Genomic DNA, 25,754 nt, shown 5'->3' on the forward strand with positions numbered 1-25,754 from the left:
TTGGAACAATGTTTGGTCATGGATTCAAACATAATTACTAAATTTGAAAAAAATCACAATTAAAATCGTTTAATCTTAAAAACTATGAATTATTCTACATTAAAGAAAACAGTCGCATTGTCTTTTGCTTCTTTGATGGTTGCAGGTTTGGCGAATGCGCAAACCGATTCAACCAAAACAATGGCAACTACAACGTCATCTGAAACCTCAACCGCTAAGGTATTTGGTGGTTTAGGCCAGTACAGGAAATTTAGCATTGGTGTAAATGGTGGTGTTACCTCACAATCATTAGCAACCGGTGGTTCAAGCGATTTCCAAAAGAAAAAACTTAGCCTTGGTTATGGTATTTCATTGAAAGAGCAATTAGCACATTCTTTTGCTTTACAATTAGACCTGAACGGCGGTAAAATTAAAGGCGAAAATGATGGTACCGGCGGTACTTACCGTAATGGTTATGTTAGCTATGATACCAAATTCTGGCAAGGAAGTTTAAGCGCGGTTGTTAACGTTGCTACTATCGATTTCATCCGTCGTAAAAATGCTGTTAACTTCTATTTCAAAGGTGGTTTCGGTTTAGCGATGTATGATCCAACTATTACAAGGATTAACAATGGAACCCAGGTAACCGGTCATTTCAAAAACGATGGTGCAAGCGGTACTCATTACGTAAAAGAATTGGTTATCCCTGTTGGTGCAGGTGTTAAATTCAGGTTAAGTGACGCTGTTGCCTTAGATTTGGGTTATACTCAAAACTATGTTGATGGTGATAACCTTGACGGTTTCAACAGGGCTTATCCTACTAAAGACCACTACTCATACGGTTACGCTGGTTTAGAATTTACTTTAGGTTCAAAATCGAAACCAGTATTAGAGTGGGTTAACCCGGTTGCTATGATGTATGACGAGCTGTATGATGCAGCTTTACGTCAGGAAGTAGAAGCTTTAAAAGGCCGTGTTGCTAACGTTGAAACTGCTGTTAACGACCTGAAAAAAGATTCTGACGGTGACGGTGTTGCTGATCAGTTTGACAAATGCCCAGGTACTGCTGCAGGTAGCGTAGTTGATGGTTCTGGTTGCGTTATCGTATTCCCTAAAGATACTGTTGCTCCAACTCCAGCTGCTGCTTACTCAAACATCCAGTTTGAATTTGATAGCTCAGTATTACGTACTTCATCTTACCCAGTGTTAGATGCTACTTCAGCTGACTTGCGTTCATCTGGTTCAGCCGTTGAAGTTGATGGTTTCGCTTCATCTGAAGGTACTGCTGCTCACAACTTATCATTATCTAAAGACCGCGCTAACTCAGTAAAAACTTACTTAGTTAACTCTGGTGTTGATGCTAAGAAAGTGAAAGTAAAAGGTTACGGTGAAACTAACCCAATTGCTGACAACTCAACTGAAGAAGGTCGCGTACTTAACCGTCGTGTTCAATTCAAAAAGAAATAATATCTGATTAAATATTATTTGCGAAGGCTCCGGATAACCCGGAGCCTTCTTTGTTTTATAAGGTTTTGTATTTGATTGTTGTACCTTAATATAATAGGTATGGGTTTACAGCGGCAAAATTTTGCGTAAGTTTGTGTAATGTATTTCTTCAGGAAAAAAGATCCAAACAGGCCCGACAATTTTAACTTGCGGGTAATGCATTTTATAAATGCATTGGCTGTAATCATGTTCCTGGCCGGGATTATCTGGAAACTGGTACAGGTATTTATACTTAAAAAATGAAAACAATCATCAATACCAACAATGCACCTGCCCCTATAGGGCCATATAGCCAGGCTACTTTAGCCGGTGGTTTTTTATTTGTTTCGGGCCAGATCCCTATTGATCCGCTAAGTGGCGAACTCATTAGCAGCGACATCAAAGCAGAGGCTACACAGGTAATGGAAAACATCAAAGCTATTTTAACCGAAGCTGGCTTAGGTTTCAATAGCATAGTAAAAACCAGTATCTTCTTAACCGATCTGCAGAATTTTGTACAGGTTAACGAAGTTTACGGAACCTATTTTACTGCCGATTTTCCGGCCCGCGAAACTATCCAGGTATCCGCTTTACCAAAAGGGGTAAACGTTGAGATCTCGGTTATTGCGGTTAAATAATATTTTGATTTCGAAATTCGGATTTTCGATTTCGGATTTTGTCTGAGCCGGAATTAAGCAGATTTAAGGATTTATTTAGCATTCTATAAATCCTTAAATTTTGTAAATACTGATTCAGACAAATGCGTTAGGGATAGTAGCGGATACCGGCCCGAGCCTAAGGCTTGCGGGCGTATGAGCGGATAGCCCGGCCGAAGGAACGCCCAAAATTAAAGATTGGCGGTTAGAGATTAGGTTTGCATATGAAATCCAATAAGCAGCGTTTTAAGAACGCTCATTTACCTTGTATCCTGTCCCAACCAGCGATTGTCTCGTTATATTTATAGATTAGTCGATAGTTATTATAGCCATCTGTTAATTTAAGAAAACCACATAAACTACATTTACTCTACCGCTATAAAGAAAGGTTAAAACAGTTAATCAATGAACCCTTTTCAAACGCCACTTGTATATTTAAAAGGTGTAGGCCAGTCGAGGGCCGAGGTTTTGAAAAAGGAACTTGAACTGCACACCTTTGAGGATTTGCTGCGCCATTTCCCGTTCAGGTATATTGACCGTACCCGCTTTTATAAGGTAAGGGAGATACGTGAAGAACTGCCTTATGTACAGGTGCTGGCGCGTATTATCAATAAAGAAGTTGTTGGCGAAAAGCAAAGCCGCCGCCTGGTGGTAAAAGCCAAAGATGATACTGGTATTATTGAGCTGGTATGGTTTAAGGGCATTAACTGGATAGAGAAAACCATTATTCCCGGCAAGGTTTATGTATTGTTCGGAAAGCCCGGCTTTTTTAACATGATGCCACAGATGGCGCATCCCGAAATGGAGTTGTATATGCCGGGCGCTCAAAAACAGGGTAACCTATCCTTACAACCTGTTTACAACTCAACAGAAAAGCTCAAACAATTTTCGCTGGATAGCAAAGGAATTCAAAAACTTACCGCGGTATTGCTTGATCTGCATGCTAAGGACATTCGTGAAAACCTGCCTTTATATATCACCAATCAGTTTAAGCTGCTCAACCGGGCTGATGCTTATCGTAACATTCATTTCCCGGCTGATGCTACACTTCTTAATGAAGCATTACACCGTTTGAAGTTTGAAGAGTTGTTTCTGCTTCAGCTTAAATTACTTAAAAATAAACTTCTTCATACGCAAAAGTTTAAAGGGAATGTATTTGATAAAGTTGGGCATTATTTTAATGAGTTTTATCATCACAAGCTGCCTTTTACCTTAACCGATCCGCAGAAGCGGGTATTGAAGGAGATTAGGCAGGATACTCAACGGGGCATACAAATGAATCGTCTGCTTCAGGGTGATGTGGGTAGCGGTAAAACCGTAGTAGCGCTGATGAGCATGTTAATAGCTATTGATAACGGTTTTCAAACCTGTATTATGGCGCCTACCGAGATCTTGGCCAACCAGCATTATCAAACCATTAAAAGCCTCGTAGGCGATGATTTTATTGAGGTCGCTTTATTAACGGGTTCAAGCAAACAAAAGGAGCGTAAAGTGTTGCATCAAAAGCTTGAAGAAGGTACGCTTAAAATATTGGTTGGTACCCATGCCCTTATTGAAGATAAAGTACAGTTTAAAAACCTGGGCTTTGTGGTAATTGATGAACAGCACCGCTTTGGGGTTGAGCAACGGGCTAAACTTTGGCGAAAAAATGCTGTTCCGCCGCATATATTGGTAATGACGGCTACACCTATTCCCCGTACATTGGCCATGACATTATATGGTGACCTGGATGTGTCAGTGATTGACCAGTTGCCGGCTGGTCGTAAACCTATCCAAACGGTTCATTTTTATGAAAATCAGCGCTTACGGATGTTTGGTTTTATGAAACGGGAGATAGCATTGGGCAGACAGATCTATGTAGTATACCCGCTGATCCAGGAAAGTGAAAAGCTCGACCTTAAAAACCTGGAGGATGGCATTGAGACTATGTCACGCGAGTTTCCGCTGCCTGATTACCGGCTCAGTATTGTACACGGCAAAATGAAGCCTGCCGAGAAAGATTTTGAAATGCAGCGTTTTATTAAAGGCGAAGCGCAGATCATGGTGGCCACTACCGTAATAGAAGTAGGGGTAAACGTACCGAATGCTTCGGTGATGATCATTGAAAATGCCGAGCGTTTTGGCCTGTCGCAATTGCACCAGCTGAGGGGGAGGGTTGGGCGCGGGGCCGAGCAATCCTATTGTATTTTGATGAGCAGTCATAAATTGAGTCACGACGGCAAGATCCGTCTGGATACCATGGTGAAGACCAACAATGGCTTTGAAATTTCGGAGATAGACCTGCAGTTGCGGGGACCGGGCAACATAGAAGGCACCCAGCAAAGCGGCGTAGTTGATCTGAAACTGGCCAACCTGGCCACCGATCAGGAGTTACTTTTCAAGGTACGCAAATGTGTTGAAACCATTTTTGAAAAAGATCCTCAGCTGGCACACCCTGAAAACCAGATTTTGCATCATGCATTTGAAGTAAAGAACGCAGGGTTGAGTTGGGATAAGATATCCTAAGGGATTAATCGTCATCATTTTGCTTTCTTGTTTGTATGACGGGTAAAACAGGTGTCATGGATATGCTCTCGAAGCATGGTGGGTAGGGCATCTGCGCGCGACCCTTCAGCAGGGCTCAGGTAACAGGCCAGCCCTCCTCGTAAGTTATTGGTTTTTTAGCGGTTTGTGATTTGAATGCCTTCTTTTAATTATAGTCCCGCCGCTCTTCGCTCTTTACTGCTCAAATAGTACATTTGTTAAAACTGATCTTACTGTTTATATATGAAGAAATTTACTTTATTATTTTCTGTTGCTGCCTTGTTGTGCACACAAGTTAAGGCACAGGACTCATTAACTATCCGCAAAATGTATGACGAAGCGTTGGTTAACGGCCAGTGTTATGAAAATCTCCATTACCTGTGCAAAAATATAGGTCAGCGCCTCAGCGGCTCTGCCAATGCTCAAAAGGCTGTCGACTGGAGTAAAAAACTGATGGATGGTTATGGTTTCGATAAAGTTTACCTGCAGGAAGTAATGGTGCCGCATTGGGTGCGCGGAGCAAAAGAGAAGGCCGCTATTATTGATGGTAAAACCCGCATCCCGGTACCGATTGTTGCCCTGGGTATGTCAATAGCAACGCCTAAAGCAGGTATTACAGCTAATGTTATCGAGGTTAAAAGCATAAAAGAACTTGAAGGCCTTGGCGAGAGTGTGGTGAAAGGAAAGATCGTTTTCTTTAACCGCGCGTTCGATCCCCGTTTTATTGAAACAGGCATGGCTTACGGTACAGCAGGCGATCAGCGTTTTATGGGGCCGGCCGTAGCCGCCAAACTTGGTGCAGCCGGTGTAATAGTACGTTCGCTCACTGAAATCATCGATGATTATCCGCATACCGGCGCTACCCTTGCTGCCCCGGGCAGTAAAATGATTCCAGCCGCGGCCATATCTACAAAAGCAGCCAATAAGTTGAGCGCTATGCTTAAGTTGAGGAAATTCCCGGCGGCCAAATTTTACTTTAAGCAAAATTGCGAGTTACTGCCTGATGTGAAATCATATAACGTTATAGGAGAAATTACCGGCTCTGAAAATCCTAATAAATTTATTACCGTTGGCGGGCATCTTGATTCATGGGATTTGGCCGAAGGTGCACATGACGACGGTACCGGCGTAATGCAGTCGGTTGAGGTATTGAGAATTTTTAAAACGGTTGGATACAAACCTAAAAACTCGGTACGCGCCGTGCTTTTCATGAACGAGGAGAATGGTCATAAAGGTGGCACTAAATATGCCGAACTGGCCGCCCAAAATAAAGAGCAACACATTGCTGCTATTGAAACCGACGAAGGTGGCTTTACGCCCCGCGGGTTCAGCTTTGCCGATGTATCAAAAGATTTTATCAAAAAAGTGAATGATAACTTCAAATCAATCCTGGAGCCATACGATGTTGATAAGTTAACTATCGGAGGGGCGGGTACGGATATTGAGCCGATGAAAGAAACGGTACCGGGAGTAATATTAATTGGCTTCCGCCCTGATTCACAACGGTATTTCGACTTGCACCATACCGCTAAAGACGTTTTTGAAAACGTAAACAAACGTGAGCTGGAACTTGGCGCGGCTGGTATGGCAGCGTTAATTTATTTGATAGATCAGCACGGATTGTAAGGAACCGAACCATGATTTTTAGGATTAAAGGATGATCCTGATGTGATACCATGCATAAAATTCATGGTAATCTTCTAATCCTAAAAATCATGGTTCAAAAAAATAGCTACCTTTGCGGCACATCTAAAAATTAATAAATAGTGACCGAAGAAGGCGATAGTAAACCCCGGAAAGTAGACTCCTTTGCAGCATTGCGTTATAAAGATTTCAGATCTTACATAGGCATGCGTTTTTGTTTCACCTTTGCATACTCCATGCAGGCCGTAGTACTCGGCTTTTATATTTACAGTATCACCCATAGTAAAATAGCCCTCGGCCTTATTGGCTTGTGCGAGGCTATTCCGGCTATTGGTATTGCTTTGTACGGCGGCTATATCGCCGATAAATCTGAAAAGCGAAAAATGCTTTTGCTGATCTTTAGTGGAGTGTTACTGACATCCCTGGTGATGTTTACCGTAACACTCAAAAGCATGAGCGGTATTATTCATACTGGTTGGATTGTACCTATTATGTACGCTATGATATTTTGTAATGGTGTGGCGCGTGCCTTTTATGGCCCGGCAACATTCACCATTTACGCTAACAGTATCCCAAAAGAATTGTATCCAAATGGCAGTACCTGGAGCAGTAGCAGCTGGCAAGTTGCATCTATTTTGGGCCCGGCAGCAGGTGGTTTAATATACGGTTATGCGGATAAGGTAATACCTGGTTTAAGCGGTATAACTGCTACGTTTAGCTGTATTCTGTTTTTGCTACTGGTATCGTTGGTGTTGGTGTACATGCTGCGTCAATATCCGGCGCAATATGTTCCTAAAGAAAGTATCTGGAAAAGCCTTTCGGAAGGGATTCATTTTGTGTTTGGAAACAAAATGATGATCGGCGCTATGAGCCTCGATCTGTTTTCGGTATTTTTTGGTGGTGCGGTGGCTTTGCTGCCTGTTTTTGCCAATGAGATATTAAAAGTAGGTGCTGAGGGACTGGGTATCATGAGGGCTATGTCGTCATTAGGGGCGGTATTGACCATGCTGGTGATGACACGTTTTTCGCCGATGGGCAAGCCGTGGCGTAACCTGCTTATTGCGGTGACCGGTTTTGGTTTGTCAATCATATGTTTTGGTTTATCAACTAATTTTTACCTCTCGCTATTATTTATATTTACTGAAGGAGCTTTTGATAGTATCAGTGTTATTATCCGAGGTACGCTGATGCAGCTTTTAACGCCCGATCATATGCGTGGTAGGGTATCGGCTGTTAACCAGATGTTTATCGGTTCATCAAACGAAATTGGTGCTTTTGAATCAGGTACGGCTGCGCAATTGCTGGGCACTGTTCCGTCTGTATTGTTTGGGGGGAGTATGACTATGATTATAGTAGGCATTACTTACCTGAAAACTAAAAAACTGATCCCATTATCATTGCAACAGATCCATGCACCGGGTGAAGAGGGGATAAAGGAAGGGTAGAGAAATTCTGACATTCCTAAAACGAGTGTCCTGCTGAGTGTTTAAATCCAGGGCCTCTGCGCGCGACCCTTCGACAAGCTCAGGGTGACAGGCCGTCGCTCTCCATGTGTTTACTATTTTGCGGACGATATCGCTTTCACAATCATGAATTTTTCATGTAGCCTGCATTATTTTTAATCTATCCCCTTGCTTTGCTGCATTATAAATTCACATCTTTACGTTGCCAAAAAACGGCATCATCAAACCAATAAACAATAAAACAAACTCACCCTTACAAACAATGAAAAAGGTAATATTAGTAACAGGAGCATCTTCTGGTATTGGCTTAGCTTGTGCCAGTGCACTGCAAGCGGCGGGCCATACGGTTTACGGGTCATCACGTAACCTCGACCGCATGAAATCTGTGTCGTTTAAACCTGTTCAACTTGATGTTACCGACGATGCTTCGGTAAAGGCAGCAATCGACACCATTATTAAGACCGAAGGCAAAATCGACGTATTGGTGAACAATGCCGGCAATGGTGTAACTGGCCCGGCTTATGCTATGCCGGTTGAAAGTGCGAAGCAACAGTTTGAGGTTAACTTTTTTGGTGTGATCCGTGTTAGTTCGGCAGTATTGCCGGGCATGATCGAAAAAGGTCAGGGCCTTATTGTAAACATCAGCTCATTGGCCGGTTTATTCGGCTTGCCATATCAAGGTATGTATAGCGCTTCAAAATATGCTATTGAAGGCTACTCACAAAGTTTAAGGATGGAACTGCGCAATACAGGTGTTAAAGTAACCCTGCTTAACCCCGGCGACTTTAAATCAGACTTTAGCCAGAACCGCGCTAAGGTTAAATTCCCAATCAAGAACGATAAACTGGAAACCGAATACAACGCCGCAGTTGCCGCTATGGAGAAAGACGAAAGCATTGCCCCAAGTCCTGAATCATTAGCTAAAAAGCTGGTTTCGATAGTAGCTTCGTCAAGCCCTAAACATCGTTACCTGGTTGGGCAGGTGGGACAAACTATAGTGCCTACGCTAAAGTCGATTTTACCTGGCGGTTTGTTTGAGAAATTAATGAATGATCATTACGGGATAAAGTAAGATTTTATTTCAATAGCTAAAAAAAATGCCATCCTAACAGGATGGCATTTTTTGTTATATTCAAAACTACTTCGGGTTTAGCGATAGCGTAACCCGGAGTGGGCATTGCTTAAGCTTTCAGCTTCAGTGATAAAGCTGAAAGCTTTATGCGTGTTTACCACGGGTTACGCTATCGCTAAACCCACACGGCAGATTTTGGATTTTATTTTATTCAAACCAATCTTTGCCATTATCCAATCGAATAAGCATATCTGAAAAAGATGTGCCGATTTCAATAAAGTACTTTTCTTCGTCATTAAGAAAATCTGAAAGAATAATACGATGAGTTCCATCTTTTTTAAATTGGATGCCAAAGAATTCGCCTCCACCGTTGGTGCCAATACCTAATATACCTGGCCTGTATTCAGGAAATTCATAACCATCGTTTGCTTCTGCAAGTTCTTCGCCTGGCCATAGGCGCACAAAGTTTTCGCCAATAAACTCCCCAAACGGTCCGTAATTTTCGAGGTAATATTTATAGTCTTCAGGTAGTTGAAAAGGAAGGGCGTTTAAAATATTCTGTTCCAAAGGTTTTAACCTCCGTTCAAACTCGTATTTATTTAACAGGTATTTAAGTTTTTCTATTACATATAGCATCTTATACTACCGCAATTAAGAAATAAAAGCAAAGGCCGCATCAATTGTGTTAGATGCGACCTTTACATGAAGTTTTTACGCAGTCAGTTTTTTATACTTAATCCTTTTCGGCGCAACATCTCCCAGGCGTTTCTTCCTGTTCTCTTCGTAGTCAGAATAATTTCCTTCAAAGAAGTAAACCTGTGAGTTACCTTCAAAGGCCAGGATGTGGGTACAGATACGGTCGAGGAACCAGCGGTCGTGACTGATGACTACGGCACAACCGCCAAAGTTTTCCAGGGCTTCTTCCAATGCACGTAAAGTATTTACGTCAATATCGTTAGTAGGCTCATCCAGCAGTAATACATTCGACCCTTTTTTGAGGGTGATAGATAAGTGCACACGGTTACGCTCGCCACCTGATAGTACACCTACCTTTTTCTGCTGATCGGCACCGTTAAAGTTAAACTTAGATACATATGCTCTTGAATTTAGCGGGCGGTTACCTACCATAATGGTTTCCAAGCCGCCCGTTACGTTTTCCCAAACAGATTTGTTGGGGTCAAGGTCGTCGTGCATCTGGTCTACATAACCTAAAGCTACTGTTTCACCTACACGGAAGGTACCTGCATCGGGCTGATCCTGTCCGGTGATTAAGCGGAACAGTGTAGTTTTACCGGCGCCGTTAGGGCCAATAATACCAACTATACCTGCCGGAGGCAAGGAAAAGCTCAGGTTATCGAACAATAATTTATCGCCGTATGATTTGCTTACGCCATTGGCCTCAATCACTACATTACCCAAACGCGGGCCCGGCGGAATGAACAGCTCCAGTTTTTCTTCGCGCTCTTTAGTTTCCTCAGATGCCAGTTTTTCGTAATTGCCTAAACGGGCTTTTGATTTGGCGTGGCGGCCTTTCGGGCCCATACGCACCCATTCCAGCTCGCGCTCCAGGGTTTTCTGACGTTTGCTTTCACTCTTTTCTTCCTGGGCCAAACGCTTGGCTTTTTGATCTAACCATGAGGAATAATTTCCTTTCCATGGGATACCTTCTCCACGGTCAAGTTCCAGGATCCAGCCGGCAACGTTATCAAGGAAATATCTATCGTGCGTTACAGCTATAACTGTTCCTTTATATTGTTGTAAATGTTGTTCCAGCCAATCAATAGATTCGGCATCTAAGTGGTTGGTAGGCTCATCAAGCAACAATACATCCGGCTCCTTTAATAAAAGGCGACATAAAGCTACGCGGCGGCGCTCACCACCAGATAATACTGAGATTTTGGTATCCGGTTCAGGACAGCGAAGGGCATCCATGGCGCGTTCCAGTTTGCTATCCAGTTCCCATGCGTTTACCGCATCAATTTTATCCTGTAATTCGCCCTGGCGGTTCATGAGTTTTTCCATGGCATCGGCATCTTCATAATATTCCGGAAGACCGAATTTTTCGTTGATCTCTTCATACTCCTTTAGTAAGGCAGTAGTTTCAGAAACCCCTTCCTCAACTATTTCGCGCACGGTTTTTTCAGGGTCAAGTTCCGGTTCCTGGCTCAGGTAGCCAACGGTATATCCAGGCGAAAACACCACTTCGCCTATATTGGTTTTATCAATCCCTGCAATAATTTTGAGCAATGACGATTTACCGGAGCCATTTAAGCCGATAACGCCAATTTTAGCGCCGTAAAAAAACGACAGGTATATGTTTTTTAATACTGTTTTTTGCGGGGGATAAACTTTGCTCACCCCGGCCATTGAAAAAATTATCTTTTCGTCTGCCATTATAATTGGATCAATAAATAGAAATTCAAATATGGCTAAAATAGATGAAACGGAGGTTGTAGATTAATGATTAGGGGGCAGTAATTTTAAGTTGTTTTTTGAGTTATAATGTTAATTTAAATTTAATTGAATCTTAAGCGAAGCGCACAACCATCACCGCGGGTTTCCCGTATATAAGTTATATGACGATACCCGGTGGTTAATGCCTAATTGTCATGTTTATGACGAAATGCCTTAAAAGGTGGAAATGTTATTAAATATTTGAAATTTGTTTAAACTTTTTTAGGATATTTATATCAAACAGGTAAGTTTCGTTCGTATATTGTAAAAAAAATGCTTGTTAGCGGGCTTTTCAGATAAAAACTGTTGATTGATGCCAAACTTTGATACATTGCGTATCATTACAATGTCTGTTTCTGCAAAGCATTAAATGTTGGCAATATTGTTGATGAAAGTAAACAGGCGTCGTAATTTGTAAAAACATAATTTATACATTAGGGCGTTCAATAATTAGAAAGGTATATATGGAAGCTAAATTTTCGCCGAGGGTAAAGGATGTTATTCAATATAGCAGGGAAGAGGCATTACGTCTTGGGCATGACTATATAGGTACTGAACATCTTTTGCTTGGGCTTATCCGCGATGGGGATGGTGTAGCAATTAAATTGCTGAAGGGATTGAACGTTGATACCGCAAAACTTCGCCGCGCCGTTGAGGATGCAGTAAAGGGAACTATTGGAACAAACGTACATATCGGCAGCATCCCGTTAACAAAACAGGCCGAGAAGGTATTGAAGATAACTTATCTGGAAGCCAAAATATTTAAAAGCGATGTAATTGGTACAGAGCACCTGCTGCTGTCCATCCTTCGCGATGAGGACAACATTGCCTCACAAATACTTGTACAGTTTAATGTAAACTACGAAGTATTTAAAGGCGAAGTTGAATCGCATAAAAACGATGTTACTGACGAGATGCCGGGGTCACCTACAGGTGGCGACGATGACTTTAAAGAAGAAGAGTCATTTAGTCAGCCTAAAAAAGTATCCGACATTAAATCAAAAACACCGGTACTTGATAACTTTGGCCGCGATTTAACCCGCGCTGCTGAAGATGGCAAGCTTGACCCTATTGTCGGTCGTGAAAAAGAGATCGAAAGGGTATCACAAATTCTATCGCGCCGTAAAAAGAACAACCCTATATTAATAGGTGAGCCTGGTGTAGGTAAATCGGCCATTGCCGAAGGCCTTGCATTACGCATTGTTCAGCGCAAAGTATCACGTGTATTGTTCAATAAGCGTGTAGTTACACTTGATTTAGCCTCATTGGTTGCCGGTACCAAATACCGTGGCCAGTTTGAAGAGCGTATGAAAGCGGTAATGAACGAACTGGAAAAATCACCTGATGTAATTTTATTTATTGACGAGATCCATACTATAGTAGGCGCTGGTGGTGCTTCAGGTTCGCTTGATGCGTCAAATATGTTTAAACCAGCTTTGGCGAGGGGAGAGATACAATGTATTGGCGCAACCACTTTAGATGAATACCGCCAGTACATTGAAAAAGATGGTGCTTTGGACCGTCGTTTCCAAAAGGTAATGGTTGAGCCGGCTACGCCGACTGAAACTATCGAGATCCTGAACCGCATTAAGGATAAATATGAAGAACACCACGGTGTTACTTATACTCCTGAAGCAATTAATGCTTGCGTTAACTTAACCACGCGTTACATTACCGACAGGTTTTTACCGGACAAGGCTATCGACGCGCTTGATGAAGCAGGTTCACGCGTTCACTTAACCAATATCCACGTGCCTCAAAACATTTTAGATATTGAGCAAAAGATAGAACAGATCAAGATTGAAAAAAACAAAGTTGTTCGCAGCCAGAAATACGAGGAAGCTGCTCAGTTACGTGATACTGAAAAGAATTTGTTAGTTGAGCTTGACCAGGCAAAAGCTGTTTGGGAAGCTGAAACAAAATCAAAACGTTACACTGTAACCGAGGATAACGTTGCCGAAGTAGTATCAATGATGACCGGCATCCCTGTACAACGTGTAGGTCAGGCCGACAGTCAGAAGCTGTTGCACATGAGCGATACTGTTGCCAGCAAGATCATTGGTCAGGATGAGGCTATCAAAAAGCTAACCCGTGCTATACAGCGTACTCGTGCAGGTTTGAAAGATCCTAAAAAACCTATTGGTTCATTCATCTTTTTAGGCCCTACAGGTGTTGGTAAAACCGAGCTTGCTAAAGAGCTTGCCCGCTTTATGTTCGATACCGAAGATGCCCTGATCCAGATTGACATGAGCGAATACATGGAGAAATTCGCAGTATCCCGTTTAGTGGGTGCGCCTCCGGGCTACGTAGGTTACGAAGAAGGTGGTCAGTTGACTGAAAAAGTTCGTCGTAAACCATATGCAGTAGTGTTGCTGGATGAGATTGAAAAAGCTCACCCTGATGTATTCAATATCCTGTTACAGGTGTTGGACGAAGGTCAGCTTACTGATTCATTAGGCCGCAAGGTTGATTTCAGGAATACTATCATCATCATGACATCAAACATCGGTGCCCGCCAGTTGAAAGACTTTGGTCAGGGCGTGGGTTTCAGCACCAATGCTAAAACTTTACAGGCCGAAAGCCATTCACGTGGTGTTATTGAGAATGCCTTGAAACGTGCATTTGCTCCTGAGTTCCTGAACCGTATTGATGACGTTATCGTATTTAACTCATTAGGTAAAGAAGAAATCTTCAAAATCATCGATATCGAGCTTGCTTACCTGTTTAGCCGTGTAAATGGCTTAGGTTTCAAAATCGAGCTTACCGATGCTGCAAAAGATTTCATTGCCGATAAAGGTTATGACTCGCAATTTGGTGCAAGGCCGCTTAAACGTGCCATCCAGAAATACCTGGAAGATCCAATTGCCGAAGAGATCCTTAAAGGTGAATTAGCCGAAGGTGATGTGATGGTAGTTGATTTTGATACCGAAACCAAAAAGATCAAAATCACCGACCGCAAAGGCGAAAGCAAAAAACCAGAGCAGGAAGAGCAAAAGTAATTTTGCAATACTGTATTAATATTAAAACCCCGTTTCGATTTTTCGGAACGGGGTTTTGTTTGCTGTCTGAACTAGGATTTTAGTGGATTTTTGGGATTAATCGGATTTTTGTCTGAACTCGAATTTTTTGAATTTTAAGAATTTATTTAATTGCCTTTTCATTCTGATAATTCACTCAATTCGTTTAATTCTAGTTCAGACAATATTCTGTAAATCCTTTAATTCTGAAAATTCTGATTCAGACTTACTTTTTTTCCACCACCGGCTCATAATCAACAGGTAACATTTCGACAACGCGGCTTATGCCCCAGTCACCTTCATAGATTACGGAATGAGGATTAGCTACAATACCATTGTTATCAAAAAAGGCATATGGCTCATCGAAAGAAATAATAGTTGTAGCGTTGTTAGGCATGTTAAACGCCTGGAAAGAATTGTCTGAAGCTTCCCGGCCTTTTTTAGTATACATAACATACAGGCAATCGGTAAATCCTATAGCAAATAAGCCTTCCTGGTCTGTTAGCTTGAAAAAGTCGGCTCTGTCTAAGGGTTTATTGACAAGACTTTGCAGGTATTTATTATTGGGGCCACCGTGATAATTAGGATTAGGCTTACGGATCAGGCGCATCACAACAAAGTTTTCTTGTGTGAGACTATCTTTTATAGCCGACCGATAGAAATGCATATATGAACCAAGGTACGCTGATTGTCGTTCTTTACGCCATTTACGCTTTTGTTTTTCGGTTCCCTTCAGGTCTTCGAAGTTGGAGATTCCCTCATAATACAACATGGCTTTTGCCGGGTTGTAATTGAAGTTGGTTAATTTGTATCGGATCTTATAACCCAGTGCCTTGTTTTCAATCTCCAAAAAATCGTGAGAAGTAGCTTTTAAGATTCGGGTAGCTTCATCATAATCAAAATCAAGCACATCTGAGTTCAGGATTTTACATTTAGCGGCATTGTCCGAATAGCCTAAAAATTGCTGCCTGAAAATAGCATAGTATTTTTCACGGTTAGGATCGGGCCTGATCTTAATCTCATTTAGCTGAAAGGTTTTGGGGATAATACTGATGGTCCCCAGGTTGATATTGGCACTGCCCGCCTGCAAACTATAAGTGTAGGTTTCATAACCAACTATGGATATAATGAAATCATACTTGCCGGGCTTTACGTTGCTGAGGGTGAAAGTACCGTCATCAGCCGTTTTGTTGCCTACCTGGGCATTGTTTAAAAACACACTGGCATTGGGCACGGGCTTGGTATCGGTCATGTTGATTACTTTGCCGGTAATTTTTACCTGGCCCATACAGTACGCAGGTATCAGTAACGATAAAAGCAACAATAACTTACGCATGGTTAAAATTAAACTAAAATTTTAGTTTAACAATATAGCTGCATGAAAATTTATCAGAAATAAAGATTCGAAATAAAATAATTTAAAAAACGTTTAAACCTTTGAACAATTTTTTGTTCAAACAGTTATATAACTAACGCAATACTTTATGAAAAAAATCTTGACTTTAATTTGCTGCACTATAGTACTTGCTGCAACATCGTGTAAAAAGGAATATGTAACTACCAGCCCGAGCGCTACCACTATTTTTGATACCACTCCAAATTTTGTGCTCGACAATAGTATTAACGGCTATACCACGACTTTAAATGTACCCGAAATTACTGACTACTATAACAATCACGGTGCTGTTTTGGTGTATTTAGAGGATAATGGTACCTATGAACAGCTACCGGATGTATATGGGGGGATAAGTTACAGGTTTGTATATCAAACAGGCAAGCTATACATTGATGCTCAAAATTCCGACGGAAGCGTCCCTACAGGTAACGGTATCCCCGGCCCGTTAAAAGTGAAAATAGTATTGGTGCCGTAATCCAATTTAACTCAAAACAAAAAGGAGCCTTGCAAACGCAACGCTCCTTTTTGTTTAAGAACATTTGAAATTATTTCCCCATCTGATCAATAACCGCCTGGGTTACGCCGGTGAATGAGAAACCACCATCGTGAAACAAGTTTTGCATAGTAACCATTTTGGTTAAATCGCTAAACATAGTAACGCAGTAATCAGCGCACTGATCAGCATCAGCATTACCCAGCGGGCTCATTTTTTCGGCAAATTCAATAAAACCGTCGAAGCCTTTTACGCCCGAACCGGCGGTTGTACGGGTTGGCGATTGAGAAATAGTGTTAACACGTACTTTTTTAGCCATGCCGTACTCATAACCAAAGTTACGGGCAATGCTTTCCAATACCGCTTTGTTATCGGCCATGTCATTATAACCAGGGAAGTAACGCTGGGCAGCGATGTAGCTTAATGCCAGTACTGATCCCCATTCATTAATGGCATCATGTTTCATGGCAGCCTGCAAAATGCGGTGAAGACTTAATGCTGATATATCGAAACCTTTGTGGGTAAATTCGTAGTTGTTTTCAAAATAAGGAATGTTTTTGCGCACGTTAACGCTCATGCCTATTGAGTGCAGGATGAAATCAACCTTGCCGCCAAAATGCTCCATGGTTTTGGTGAACAGGTTATTGATATCATCGCCATTGGTAACATCGGCACCAATAACCGGCGCATTGCATTCTTCGGCCAGTTTATTGAGTTCGCCCATGCGTAAAGCAATAGGGGCATTTGATAATACAATTTCAGCACCTTCCTGTACGGCACGTTGTGCTACCTTCCAGGCTATTGATTGCTCATTTAGCGCACCGAAAATGATGCCTTTTTTACCTTTTAATAAATTATAAGCCATTTGTTAAGTTTTTATAATTGAAGCAAAGTTATAATTTTATTTCAGTTGCTGATTGGCTGTTTAAACTAACGGCCGTTATTGCCTGCTGCAAACTCAAAACTGCTAACTGAAGAGTAACTCTCTCGCATTTTGCAAAGCACTTTCGCCCGGCTTATCCCCGCTTAGCATTTTGGCTATCTCCAATACGCGTTCATCGTTGTCCAATTGCTTGATCCGGGTAAAGGTAGCGGCTTCGCTATCATCTTTATAAACAAAATAATGGCTTTGTCCTTTGCTGGCGATTTGCGGCAGGTGGGTAATGGTGATTACCTGTAGGTTTTGCGCTAATCGCTCCATTATCTGCCCAACCTTATTGGCTACCTCGCCAGATACACCAGTGTCAATCTCATCAAAAATAATAGTAGGCAAGGCAGTGTATTGCGCCACAATAGATTTAATGCTCAGCATCAACCTCGAAAGCTCTCCACCGGATGCCACCTTGCTCATCTCAGCCAAAGCATGTCCCTTATTAGCCGAAAATAAAAATTTAATGTTATCAATCCCCGTAGCAGTAAGTAAGGGAGCTTGCTCAGTAGCCCCCCCTTTAGGGGGCGGGGGGGGCATTTGCTCAATGCTTAACATCGAGTTTCCCATCCCCATCTCGGCCAGTGTTGCCAATATTTGTTTCTCAATATCCGGGATAGCTTTTTTGCGGTTGACTGATAACTGTGTCGCCAGCTTTTCAAGTTCGGCTTTATCGGCGGCAATTTGTTTTTGCAGCTTTTCAATGGCTTCGTCACCAAAAAGGGCTTGCTGCACTTTGTCTGATAATTCTTCCTGAATCTGCAATAGCTCGGCGATGGTATTTACCCGATGCTTTTTTTGCAGATTGTAGATCATGCTTAACCGGTTGTTCACCTCTTCGGCACGGGCTTCATCAATAAAAGTATGCTGTTCAATGGCATCAATTTCAGCAGCAATATCTTTCAATTCTATGATAATGCTATTGATGCGCTGGTGCAATTCAGCCACAGCCGGGTTGTATTTTTCTATAGAACCCAAAGCCTGTCCGGCTTCTTTTAGCTGAGTCAACGCTGCAGCTTCGCCATCCTGTAAAAGATAGTTGGCGCCTAAAAGGTTGCGCTTAATTTCTTCGGCATTGTTGAGGGTGTTTAGTTCCAGCTCCAAATGTTCCTGCTCATCGGCAACCAAAGCACCTTTTTCAAGTTCATCAAACTGAAACTGGAAATAATCAAGATCGGCTTTGCCTTTATCATTTTCGGCTATGAGCTGGTTCAGCTTGCTTAACGACTTTTTATATGCTTTGAATTTGGTTTGATAATCAAACAGCAGATCCGAATGACGGGCGACGGAGTCAACCACTAACAGTTGAAAATCCGGATCATTGATCTCCAGCGTAGCATGCTGGGAATGGATGTCAATCAGCTTTTCGCCCAGTTGCTTCAATGCTGTGAGGTTAACCGGCGTATCGTTTACAAAAGCACGGGATTTACCATCGGCCGAAATTTCACGGCGCAATACCGTTTCGGTTTCATAATCCAGATCGTTATCCTCAAAAAAATCGGCTAAATGAAAGCCACTGATTTTGAAAGTGCCCTCAATAACGCATTTTTTTTGCTGGTTAAAAAAGTACTTGCTTTCGGCCCGTTGTCCTAAAATAAGTGAAAGGGCACCCAATATGATCGATTTACCTGCACCGGTTTCGCCGGTTAATATGTTCAGGCCGCTATCAAAACCTATCTCCAGGTTATCGATAAGCGCGTAATTATTAATGGTTAGCTTTTGAAGCATAAAAAAAGTGTCCTCATTTTATTGAGGACACTAAATTACAAATTAAGGTTCTTTAAAAAAGATTTTTAATGCTAATTGCTAATTTATTTAGTCAGCTGTGTCTGGTTTGATATCTTCTTTATCGTCGGTGTCAAACTTGTAATCAAAGTCTTTATCCATTTTATCGCGGTAAAGTTTCATTTTTTGTTTAAACGCCGGGCTTTTCATATAGTCCCGCAGTTTTTTGCTGGCTTCTTTAAGCCGTTGTTGTGCCGCTCTAATTTCAGGGCTATCCTGGAAGCCGCGCATTTGCCGGCCAATGTCCCTCATATCCTCCTGTAGTTTTTTCATGTCGGGATTGTTGTAGGCCATCCTGATGCTATCGCCCATGGCCTGCATACGGTTTCTTTTGGCAATAAATTCCGGCGAGTCATAGCGGCTGCGGATTTTTTGGCCCAGGTTTTTCAATTGCTCTGTTTGCGCCTTCACATCGGCCGGGATCTTGCTTTGCAGTTCGTCCTGGTATTTTTTGTAGTTAGGGTCTCTATCGTCGTTATAACCACGATACCCACGATCATGCGGGATGCCATATTTTTTCTCCAGCTCTTCGTTCATTTTTTTAAACTCAGGACTGCTGTAATAAGCACCAATCTTGCGGCCTATCTCACCCATCTGTTCGCTGGTTTTTTTAGATTCGGACGTTTCGCCATATTCCTTTTGAAAATCTTCGCCCATTTTTTGCATTTCCAGCTTCATTTTTTCCATGCCTTCAGTATTATAATAGGCCTGCAGGGCTTTGCTTTTAGCTTCAAGCATTTCCTGTTGCTTTTTGAAATCATTGCTGTTGTAGTATTTACCAATCAGCTCGCCTTGTTTGTTTACTTCGGCGCTGAGTTTTTCAAGCTCAGCATCGTTAAAACCGTCGTAGTTAAAAGAATCATGGCGTTGTTTGGCTTTAACTATTTCGGCCTGGGTTTTCTTTTTATAGGTTACAGGTTTTTTAGTTTTAGGAGCCACCTTGCGTATGGTATCTTCCACAAATAGAGCATGTAAGGCGGCAGGCGCAGCAACTTTTTTAACTGAGAGCTTGCCATCTTTTATGGTGGGGTTTAGCCAGGCAATGCTGCTAACGCCGGCAGCCATTATGGCAATGGCCACAAGCAGGTGGCGGATATTGCCTATAGGTTTCTTTGTTTTCATGATGCGTTCAATTCTGTTTAATAAATGATATTTTTTGCCATTAGCAGCCAGGGCCAGCTGTAAATGCTGCTGCCTGGTTTGCTCAAGCTTCAAAAGCGCGTGTGCATAGATCAAGGGTTGCTGTGTTGTTTGCACAACAAGGTCATCGCAGCTGTTTTCGCGCTCCTGATTAATGATTCGATTAATTAATTGGGCAAAGGGATTAAAGAATAACAGTATGGAAATAAATTGCTGCATCAGGTTCAGCAGGTAATCATTACGTTTAATGTGCGATAGCTCGTGCAGTAAAATGGCTTCAACCTCGGTAGCCGATAAGTATGTAGTAAGGGTTATCGGCACCAAAATAATGGGGCTTAAAAAGCCTATCATACAAGGGGCATCAACCATACGGCTAAAGTTTACCCACACATTTTTAGTAATGCCCAGCTTTTGGCAAAGCTCATCGGCAAAGTCCTGTAGCCTGTCGGCGGGTACCATGGTACGTTTTATCAGGCTGATCCTTTGCCAGCTTAAGCTAACTTTAAGCAGGTTAAATACCAAACCAGCAAAGTAAAGGGCTGATATATAAGGCAGATAGCCTTTTATAACGTATTCGTAATAATTGTTTTGCGGTTTGAATGCTACTTCATGCAGCGGAAGGTAGAAACGTGGTAATAAAGATGGTGCATTGGCGGATGTAAAATTGATCCACTCGTGCAACCTGAACTGATGGATAAACGTGTATATAAACCAGGCGCTTATGGCAAGGATGGCGCCCATGGCCAAATTGTGCTTTTTAATGGCCGATAACTGCGGCCTGCAAATAAACACTAACCTTAAGGCAAACCATACTAACAAACCCTGCCATAACGATTGCAGAATAGTTACGCCCAACACCTGGCTTATATTATAGAATAAATTTTCCATCACGTTTATTTTTTATCCTGATCAAATTGATTCAAAAAATTTTTAATAGCGTCAATCTCGTCTTTTGATGCGCGGTGCTGGCCAAGCGCCTGGATCACCAAATCGGAAGTGGAGCCCTTAAATACAGTAGACAAGATTTTATCCAGAGCGTTGCTTTGGGCCTGCTCCATTGTGAATAAAGCCTTGTAAACATGGGTTTTTGAAGTGGTGTCGCGCTCAACCATTCCCTTATCATGCATAATTTGCATGAGTTTTAAGGTGGTGGTGTAGCCGGCATCCTTGTTTTTAGCAAGCTCCTCGTGAACTTCACGTACGGTGCACTGGCCCTTTTTCCAGATCACCTGTAAAATTTCAAGTTCGCTTTCTGTTGGTTTAATTTCCATCTGTCTCTCTATTACGAATTTCTTCGTACAAATATCTACGATAGATTTCGTATTTACAAATGGTTTTGAAATTATTTAACAAATTTTAACGGTAGGGTGGGTAGTGAGTGGTTGATTGGGTGAGTGAGGAAGAGGTTTGTCTGTTCAGAAAAAATCCGAAATCGAACATCCGAAACGGCGTAGCCCTCTTGAACACCGTTGAAAGAACAATTAAATTGTGAAAAATCCAAAATCAAACAATCAGCATCTTTTAACTATTTTTGCGCTGGAAACTCCGAAATCGAACATCCGAAATCCGACATCAAATACCCATGCTGCAAATACAAGAAAACGTATCCCTCAAAAATTTTAACACCTTCGGTATTGATACCAGCGCCCGTTATTTTGTAGAGATAGCCCATGAAACCGAACTAACAGAACTGTTTGCCGACCCGCAGTGGCAGCAAACAGAGCGACTAATACTCGGTGGCGGCAGCAATATGCTTATGGTTGATGATTTTGACGGACTGGTTGTGCGCATGAACATCCGCGGTATTGAGCACCGGATTAGTCATGACGATGTTTATGTAGAAGCAGGTGGTGGCGAGGTATGGAATGACCTGGTTAATTATTGCGTTGCGCATGAATATGCTGGTGTCGAAAATCTGAGCCTGATCCCGGGTTCGGTAGGGGCATCGCCTATACAAAATATAGGTGCCTATGGCGTGGAGCTTAAAGATGTATTTCACAGTTGCCGCGCTTTTGAAATAGCGACAGGAACATTCAGAAATTTCAGCAAAGAGGATTGTAAATTTGGTTACCGCGAAAGCATTTTTAAAGCTGAACTGAAAGAACAGTATATTATAGTATCGGTAAAGTTCCACTTATCGCTGGTGGCAAGCATTAACACCAGGTATGGGGCCATTGAGCAAGAATTACAAAACAGGGGTATCTCAAACCCTACTATTAAAGATGTATCGCAGGTGGTGGCGCATATCCGGGTATCCAAACTCCCCGATCCGTCAACTATAGGAAACGCGGGCAGCTTCTTTAAAAACCCGGTGATCAGTGCCGAAGAATTTGCTGTGGTGCAAGCTAAATTTCCTGATGTGGTAAATTATCCTGCTGCTGATGGCGGCGTAAAACTGGCTGCCGGATGGCTTATTGAACAATGTGGATGGAAAGGAAAAACCGTGGGGCACACAGGAACATGGAAGAACCAAGCCCTGGTTTTGGTGAACCACGGAGGCGCTACGGGGCAGGAAGTGTATAACTTTTCGTCGCAAATCATAGACAGTGTGTACACTAAATTTGGCGTTACACTACAACGTGAGGTTAATATTATTAGTTAAATAAGTTTATTTAAAGTGAATTTTCATTTTTAATAAAATTTCTTCTCAATAACATTCCTGTTACAAATGTTCCCTGAATAAGTTTGATTTTCTGCTGTAAAAATTCATAACGTTCTGTTTTTCAGTATTGTATTTGTAATCAATGTGTGAATATTACACAATGGGTAAGTTTCAATACTGATGTTTAAATGTGGACTTTTTACTACACACTTTGGCTTAATGGCATCATGCTTGTCTAATTGTTAACACAAAACTTTAACAAAATGACAAAGATTGAGTTTAACACCCTTGTACTACGTCAGGCGACTTCTTTAAGATCATACGCTTTACATTTCACGCACGACGCAGACGATGCTAACGACCTTGTCCAGGATACAATGTTGAAGGCCATAACTTACTACAACAAGTTTAAGGAAGGCACCAATTTAAAAGGATGGTTATATACCATCATGAAAAACACATTCATCAACAACTATCGCCGTTTTGTTAAAATGAGCACTTTCGTTACCAAGAGTGATGAAATATCATCGCCCAACCTGGTATTTAGTTCAACCAAAAATCAGGGCGAAGCCAAATTTGTTATGGATGATATTAAAAAAGCTTTAGACAGGCTACCCGAAGATTATTATGTACCCTTCACCATGTACTTTGAAGGTCATAAATACCATGAAATTGCCGATCACCTGGATATCCCGATCGGTACGGTAAAAACCCGTATACACGTAGCACGCAAACTGCTCAAGAAAAACCTAAAGGCATATGATAACGGCATCGCCAAACCCGTTTACGCAGAGAATTAATATTTAATTAAACTCCATCATATATATAGAAGAAACCCGCTCATGAGGCGGGTTTCTTGTTTCAATCCAGGTTATTAACCGGGCTGTGTTATCTTAAAAAAGGTACAGCCGGCTGATAAAATATTTGCCGGGTATTATATACCAATACGCTGTTGAAAACGATATAAATAAAGTTTGTAGCATAAAACAACGGCATACTCAATAATATAAGTTCGCCCACGCCAAGGTTCAATATAGATGAGGGAATATGAAAAAATTCGTGGTTAAAAAGAACAATAGCTGTTAAAACGATAGCTAAACACCATGATATTTGAAAATTGATAAGCCGTTTACAAGGTTTATCTATATCCTTTATTTTTTTTCTGTTGGATAACCACAAGGCCAGTGGCAATGCTATTCCCAACATAGGGAATATAATGAAGCTTAAGGCTGATAAATTGAATTGTAGTAAGAAGTTTCTGCTATCATGATTCAAAATTCCTGCCGGTTCGAAAGGCAATTCTGTTAAATCTTCAGGAGTAATATTTAGTGCGGTTGCCAGTCTTTTAAGTGTATCGCCCCTTGCGTCTGTTCATCGTTTTCTATTCGTTGCACGGTTCTTAAACTTAGTTGGGCTTGTTCAGCCAATTCTTCCTGGCTTAATCCTTTACGGTTGCGCAATTCCTTAATCTTTTTTCCGGGGTTATAGGTTTTCATATTGATATATTTTGCTGAACAAAAGTATAACTGCCTAAAGATATTAATTGCCGACTTGTTTACGTCATGTTTACGACATTGCTGTTATTGCTAATACGCCAACTTCTTCATTGCCTCCTTCGCTACCACCTGCCCTGAGATAATTGCCGGCGGCACACCTGGCCCGGGCACAGTAAGCTGGCCAGTATACAACAGGTTGTTGATATGTTTTGCCTGCATGGCGGGTTTAAAAAAAGCAGTTTGGGCAAGTGTATTTGCCAACCCGTAAGCGTTGCCTTTAAAGGAATGATAATCGACTTTGAAATCATTTAGCGCATAGCTCCGTTTCACCACGATCGAATCCCTTATGTCATGCCCGGTAATCTGAGCAAACCTATCCATCATCAGGGTGAAATATTTTTCGCGGATGGTTTCGTCATCATTTAAGCCCGGCGCTATCGGCATCAGGAAAAACAGGTTCTCGCCGCCCTCGGGGGCAACCGTGCTATCCGTTTTTGAACTACAGCAAACATAAAACAACGGACTGGAGGGCCATTGGGGCGCAGTATAGATCTCCTTGGCATGCAATTCAAAGTCTTCGTCGAAGAATAGGTTATGGTGCTGTATGTTCGGCACTTTTTTATTAGTGCCGATATAGAACAATAAGCTCGATGGCGACATCGTACGGCTATTCCAGTATTTAGTAGTGTAGTTACGATAGGGTTTTTCAATTAAATGCTGGTCAACATGTTGATAATCTGCCCCTGCAATTACCATATCGGCGGTGAATACGCCGTTATTGGTTTGGATTTTATCAACCTGTTTATCCTGTATATTGATTTTTGTAACCTCTGTATTGAGCTTGATCTCAACCCCCAGTTCGATGGCCATGCTTACCATAGCTTTTACTATTTCGTTCATGCCACCCATAGGGTACCAGGTGCCCAGGGCAAGGTCCGCATAGTTCATCATGCTATACATGGCTGGGGTATTTTGCGGGGTGGCTCCTAAAAATAACACGGGGAACTCCAGTAGTTTAATTAATTGGGGGTTTTTAAAATATTTGCGTACATGGCTGCTCATACTGGTAAGCAGCTGCATGCTGAAGCTTTTTTTGATAAGGTTAAAGTCGATAAATTCGGTGATGGAATGGGAGGGGCGGAAAACGTACTCACCCATGCCTACTTTATATTTATATGCCGCCTGGTTTAAAAAATCCCGTAATGCTTTACTACTGCCAGGTTCGGCTTGTTCAAACAGGGCTTCAAGCTCAACCATATCCGCTGGAACATCAAATATTTCATTTTTGCTGTAATAAACACGGTAGCCGGGATCAAGCCTTTTTAGCCGGTAATAATCGGAAGTTTTTTTGCCGAACAGTGCAAAAAAGTTTTCAAATACGTCGGGCATCCAGTACCAGCTTGGCCCCATATCAAACCTGAAACCATCCTGCTCCCAGGCCCTGGCACGGCCGCCGGGCTGGTCATTTTTTTCCAGTATGGTAACTTTAAATCCTTCTTTAGCTAAAACACAGGCTGCTGATAAACCAGCAAATCCCGAACCAATAACAATAATATGTTTGCTGTTCATGTTTAATGTGAAGCCCAAGATAAGAAAAATGTTTTAGGCCTATAAAAAACAA

The 25,754-nt window shown here is 41.9% G+C and carries 21 protein-coding genes; 11 read left to right on the forward strand and 10 right to left on the reverse strand.

The genetic code is table 11. The features are described 5' to 3' along the window. The first annotated feature begins 84 nt into the window (after nucleotides 1-84). The 7 genes from BLS28_RS10605 to BLS28_RS10630 all read left to right on the forward strand — a co-directional run bounded on the left by BLS28_RS10605 (nucleotide 85) and on the right by BLS28_RS10630 (nucleotide 8,822). A complete protein-coding gene (locus BLS28_RS10605) occupies nucleotides 85-1,446 on the forward strand; it encodes an OmpA family protein (protein WP_091165862.1) in 1,362 nt (453 codons plus the stop codon). A 138-nt stretch (nucleotides 1,447-1,584) separates the two neighbouring features. After that, on the forward strand, nucleotides 1,585-1,728 hold the full coding sequence (locus BLS28_RS31550; protein ID WP_369596624.1) for a DUF6728 family protein: 144 nt from the start codon (nucleotides 1,585-1,587) through the stop codon (nucleotides 1,726-1,728). Then, complete coding sequence (locus BLS28_RS10610; RefSeq protein WP_091165865.1) at nucleotides 1,725-2,102, forward strand: RidA family protein; 378 nt, start codon at nucleotides 1,725-1,727, stop codon at nucleotides 2,100-2,102. Before BLS28_RS31550 ends, BLS28_RS10610 begins: the two co-directional genes overlap by 4 nt. A gap of 423 nt (nucleotides 2,103-2,525) precedes the next feature. Further along, a complete protein-coding gene (gene recG, locus BLS28_RS10615; protein WP_091165869.1) occupies nucleotides 2,526-4,625 on the forward strand; it encodes an ATP-dependent DNA helicase RecG in 2,100 nt (699 codons plus the stop codon). Between the two features lie 261 nt (nucleotides 4,626-4,886). Next, on the forward strand, nucleotides 4,887-6,269 hold the full coding sequence (locus tag BLS28_RS10620; RefSeq protein WP_091165872.1) for a M20/M25/M40 family metallo-hydrolase: 1,383 nt from the start codon (nucleotides 4,887-4,889) through the stop codon (nucleotides 6,267-6,269). A gap of 140 nt (nucleotides 6,270-6,409) precedes the next feature. After that, nucleotides 6,410-7,732, forward strand: a complete 1,323-nt coding sequence (locus tag BLS28_RS10625) for an MFS transporter (RefSeq protein WP_254780122.1) — start codon at nucleotides 6,410-6,412, stop codon at nucleotides 7,730-7,732. 280 nt (nucleotides 7,733-8,012) lie between these two features. Continuing rightward, nucleotides 8,013-8,822: an SDR family oxidoreductase gene (locus BLS28_RS10630; protein WP_143020732.1), complete on the forward strand. Its 810-nt coding sequence runs from the start codon at nucleotides 8,013-8,015 to the stop codon at nucleotides 8,820-8,822. A 207-nt stretch (nucleotides 8,823-9,029) separates the two neighbouring features. Here BLS28_RS10630 and BLS28_RS10635 read toward each other — a convergent pair whose 3' ends face one another. Both BLS28_RS10635 and ettA read right to left on the reverse strand, forming a co-directional pair. Next, nucleotides 9,030-9,458: an SMI1/KNR4 family protein gene (locus BLS28_RS10635; protein WP_091165880.1), complete on the reverse strand. Its 429-nt coding sequence runs from the start codon at nucleotides 9,456-9,458 to the stop codon at nucleotides 9,030-9,032. Nucleotides 9,459-9,533: 75 nt separating this feature from the next. Next, nucleotides 9,534-11,216: an energy-dependent translational throttle protein EttA gene (ettA, locus tag BLS28_RS10640; RefSeq protein ID WP_090528750.1), complete on the reverse strand. Its 1,683-nt coding sequence runs from the start codon at nucleotides 11,214-11,216 to the stop codon at nucleotides 9,534-9,536. A gap of 524 nt (nucleotides 11,217-11,740) precedes the next feature. On the opposite strand from ettA, the gene BLS28_RS10645 reads away from it, so the two are divergent. Continuing rightward, entirely contained in the window at nucleotides 11,741-14,275 is a 2,535-nt protein-coding gene (locus BLS28_RS10645) for an ATP-dependent Clp protease ATP-binding subunit (protein ID WP_091165885.1), read from the forward strand. 244 nt (nucleotides 14,276-14,519) lie between these two features. Here the strand turns inward: BLS28_RS10645 and BLS28_RS10650 are convergent, their stop codons facing one another. Next, nucleotides 14,520-15,629, reverse strand: coding sequence for a carboxypeptidase-like regulatory domain-containing protein (locus tag BLS28_RS10650; RefSeq protein ID WP_091165887.1), 1,110 nt, complete (start codon nucleotides 15,627-15,629; stop codon nucleotides 14,520-14,522). Between the two features lie 148 nt (nucleotides 15,630-15,777). Here BLS28_RS10650 and BLS28_RS10655 point away from each other — a divergent pair, with 148 nt between their 5' ends. Continuing rightward, nucleotides 15,778-16,164 carry a hypothetical protein gene (locus BLS28_RS10655; protein ID WP_091165890.1) on the forward strand — a complete coding sequence of 129 codons (387 nt, stop codon included), beginning with the start codon at nucleotides 15,778-15,780 and terminating at the stop codon, nucleotides 16,162-16,164. Between the two features lie 70 nt (nucleotides 16,165-16,234). On the opposite strand, the gene BLS28_RS10660 is transcribed toward BLS28_RS10655, so the two are convergent. From BLS28_RS10660 to BLS28_RS10675, 4 genes are all read right to left on the reverse strand, one after another. Next, nucleotides 16,235-17,047, reverse strand: coding sequence for an enoyl-ACP reductase FabI (locus BLS28_RS10660; RefSeq protein WP_091165893.1), 813 nt, complete (start codon nucleotides 17,045-17,047; stop codon nucleotides 16,235-16,237). 102 nt (nucleotides 17,048-17,149) lie between these two features. Then, nucleotides 17,150-18,838, reverse strand: coding sequence for a DNA repair protein RecN (gene recN, locus BLS28_RS10665; RefSeq protein WP_091165895.1), 1,689 nt, complete (start codon nucleotides 18,836-18,838; stop codon nucleotides 17,150-17,152). An 87-nt stretch (nucleotides 18,839-18,925) separates the two neighbouring features. Further along, on the reverse strand, nucleotides 18,926-20,923 hold the full coding sequence (locus BLS28_RS10670; RefSeq protein ID WP_091165898.1) for a M56 family metallopeptidase: 1,998 nt from the start codon (nucleotides 20,921-20,923) through the stop codon (nucleotides 18,926-18,928). Between the two features lie 5 nt (nucleotides 20,924-20,928). Continuing rightward, entirely contained in the window at nucleotides 20,929-21,306 is a 378-nt protein-coding gene (locus tag BLS28_RS10675; RefSeq protein WP_091165901.1) for a BlaI/MecI/CopY family transcriptional regulator, read from the reverse strand. Nucleotides 21,307-21,599: 293 nt separating this feature from the next. Here BLS28_RS10675 and murB point away from each other — a divergent pair, with 293 nt between their 5' ends. Next, nucleotides 21,600-22,637 carry a UDP-N-acetylmuramate dehydrogenase gene (gene murB, locus BLS28_RS10680; RefSeq protein ID WP_256337404.1) on the forward strand — a complete coding sequence of 346 codons (1,038 nt, stop codon included), beginning with the start codon at nucleotides 21,600-21,602 and terminating at the stop codon, nucleotides 22,635-22,637. Between the two features lie 263 nt (nucleotides 22,638-22,900). Then, nucleotides 22,901-23,437, forward strand: coding sequence for an RNA polymerase sigma factor (locus tag BLS28_RS10685; RefSeq protein WP_090528721.1), 537 nt, complete (start codon nucleotides 22,901-22,903; stop codon nucleotides 23,435-23,437). Between the two features lie 88 nt (nucleotides 23,438-23,525). On the opposite strand, the gene BLS28_RS31555 is transcribed toward BLS28_RS10685, so the two are convergent. The 3 genes from BLS28_RS31555 to crtID all read right to left on the reverse strand — a co-directional run bounded on the left by BLS28_RS31555 (nucleotide 23,526) and on the right by crtID (nucleotide 25,702). Then, nucleotides 23,526-23,936, reverse strand: a complete 411-nt coding sequence (locus BLS28_RS31555; protein WP_176844433.1) for a magnetosome magnetite crystal formation protein family — start codon at nucleotides 23,934-23,936, stop codon at nucleotides 23,526-23,528. 26 nt (nucleotides 23,937-23,962) lie between these two features. Then, nucleotides 23,963-24,133 (reverse strand): helix-turn-helix domain-containing protein, encoded by a 171-nt coding sequence (locus tag BLS28_RS10695; protein ID WP_091165915.1) that lies wholly within the window; start codon nucleotides 24,131-24,133, stop codon nucleotides 23,963-23,965. Nucleotides 24,134-24,223: 90 nt separating this feature from the next. After that, nucleotides 24,224-25,702, reverse strand: coding sequence for a bifunctional phytoene desaturase/3,4-desaturase (gene crtID / locus BLS28_RS10700; RefSeq protein WP_091165919.1), 1,479 nt, complete (start codon nucleotides 25,700-25,702; stop codon nucleotides 24,224-24,226). Between the last annotated feature and the right edge of the window lie 52 nt (nucleotides 25,703-25,754).

Origin of the sequence: Mucilaginibacter gossypii (genome assembly GCF_900100945.1) — a bacterium.
Taxonomy (GTDB): Bacteria; Bacteroidota; Bacteroidia; order Sphingobacteriales; family Sphingobacteriaceae; genus Mucilaginibacter; species Mucilaginibacter gossypii.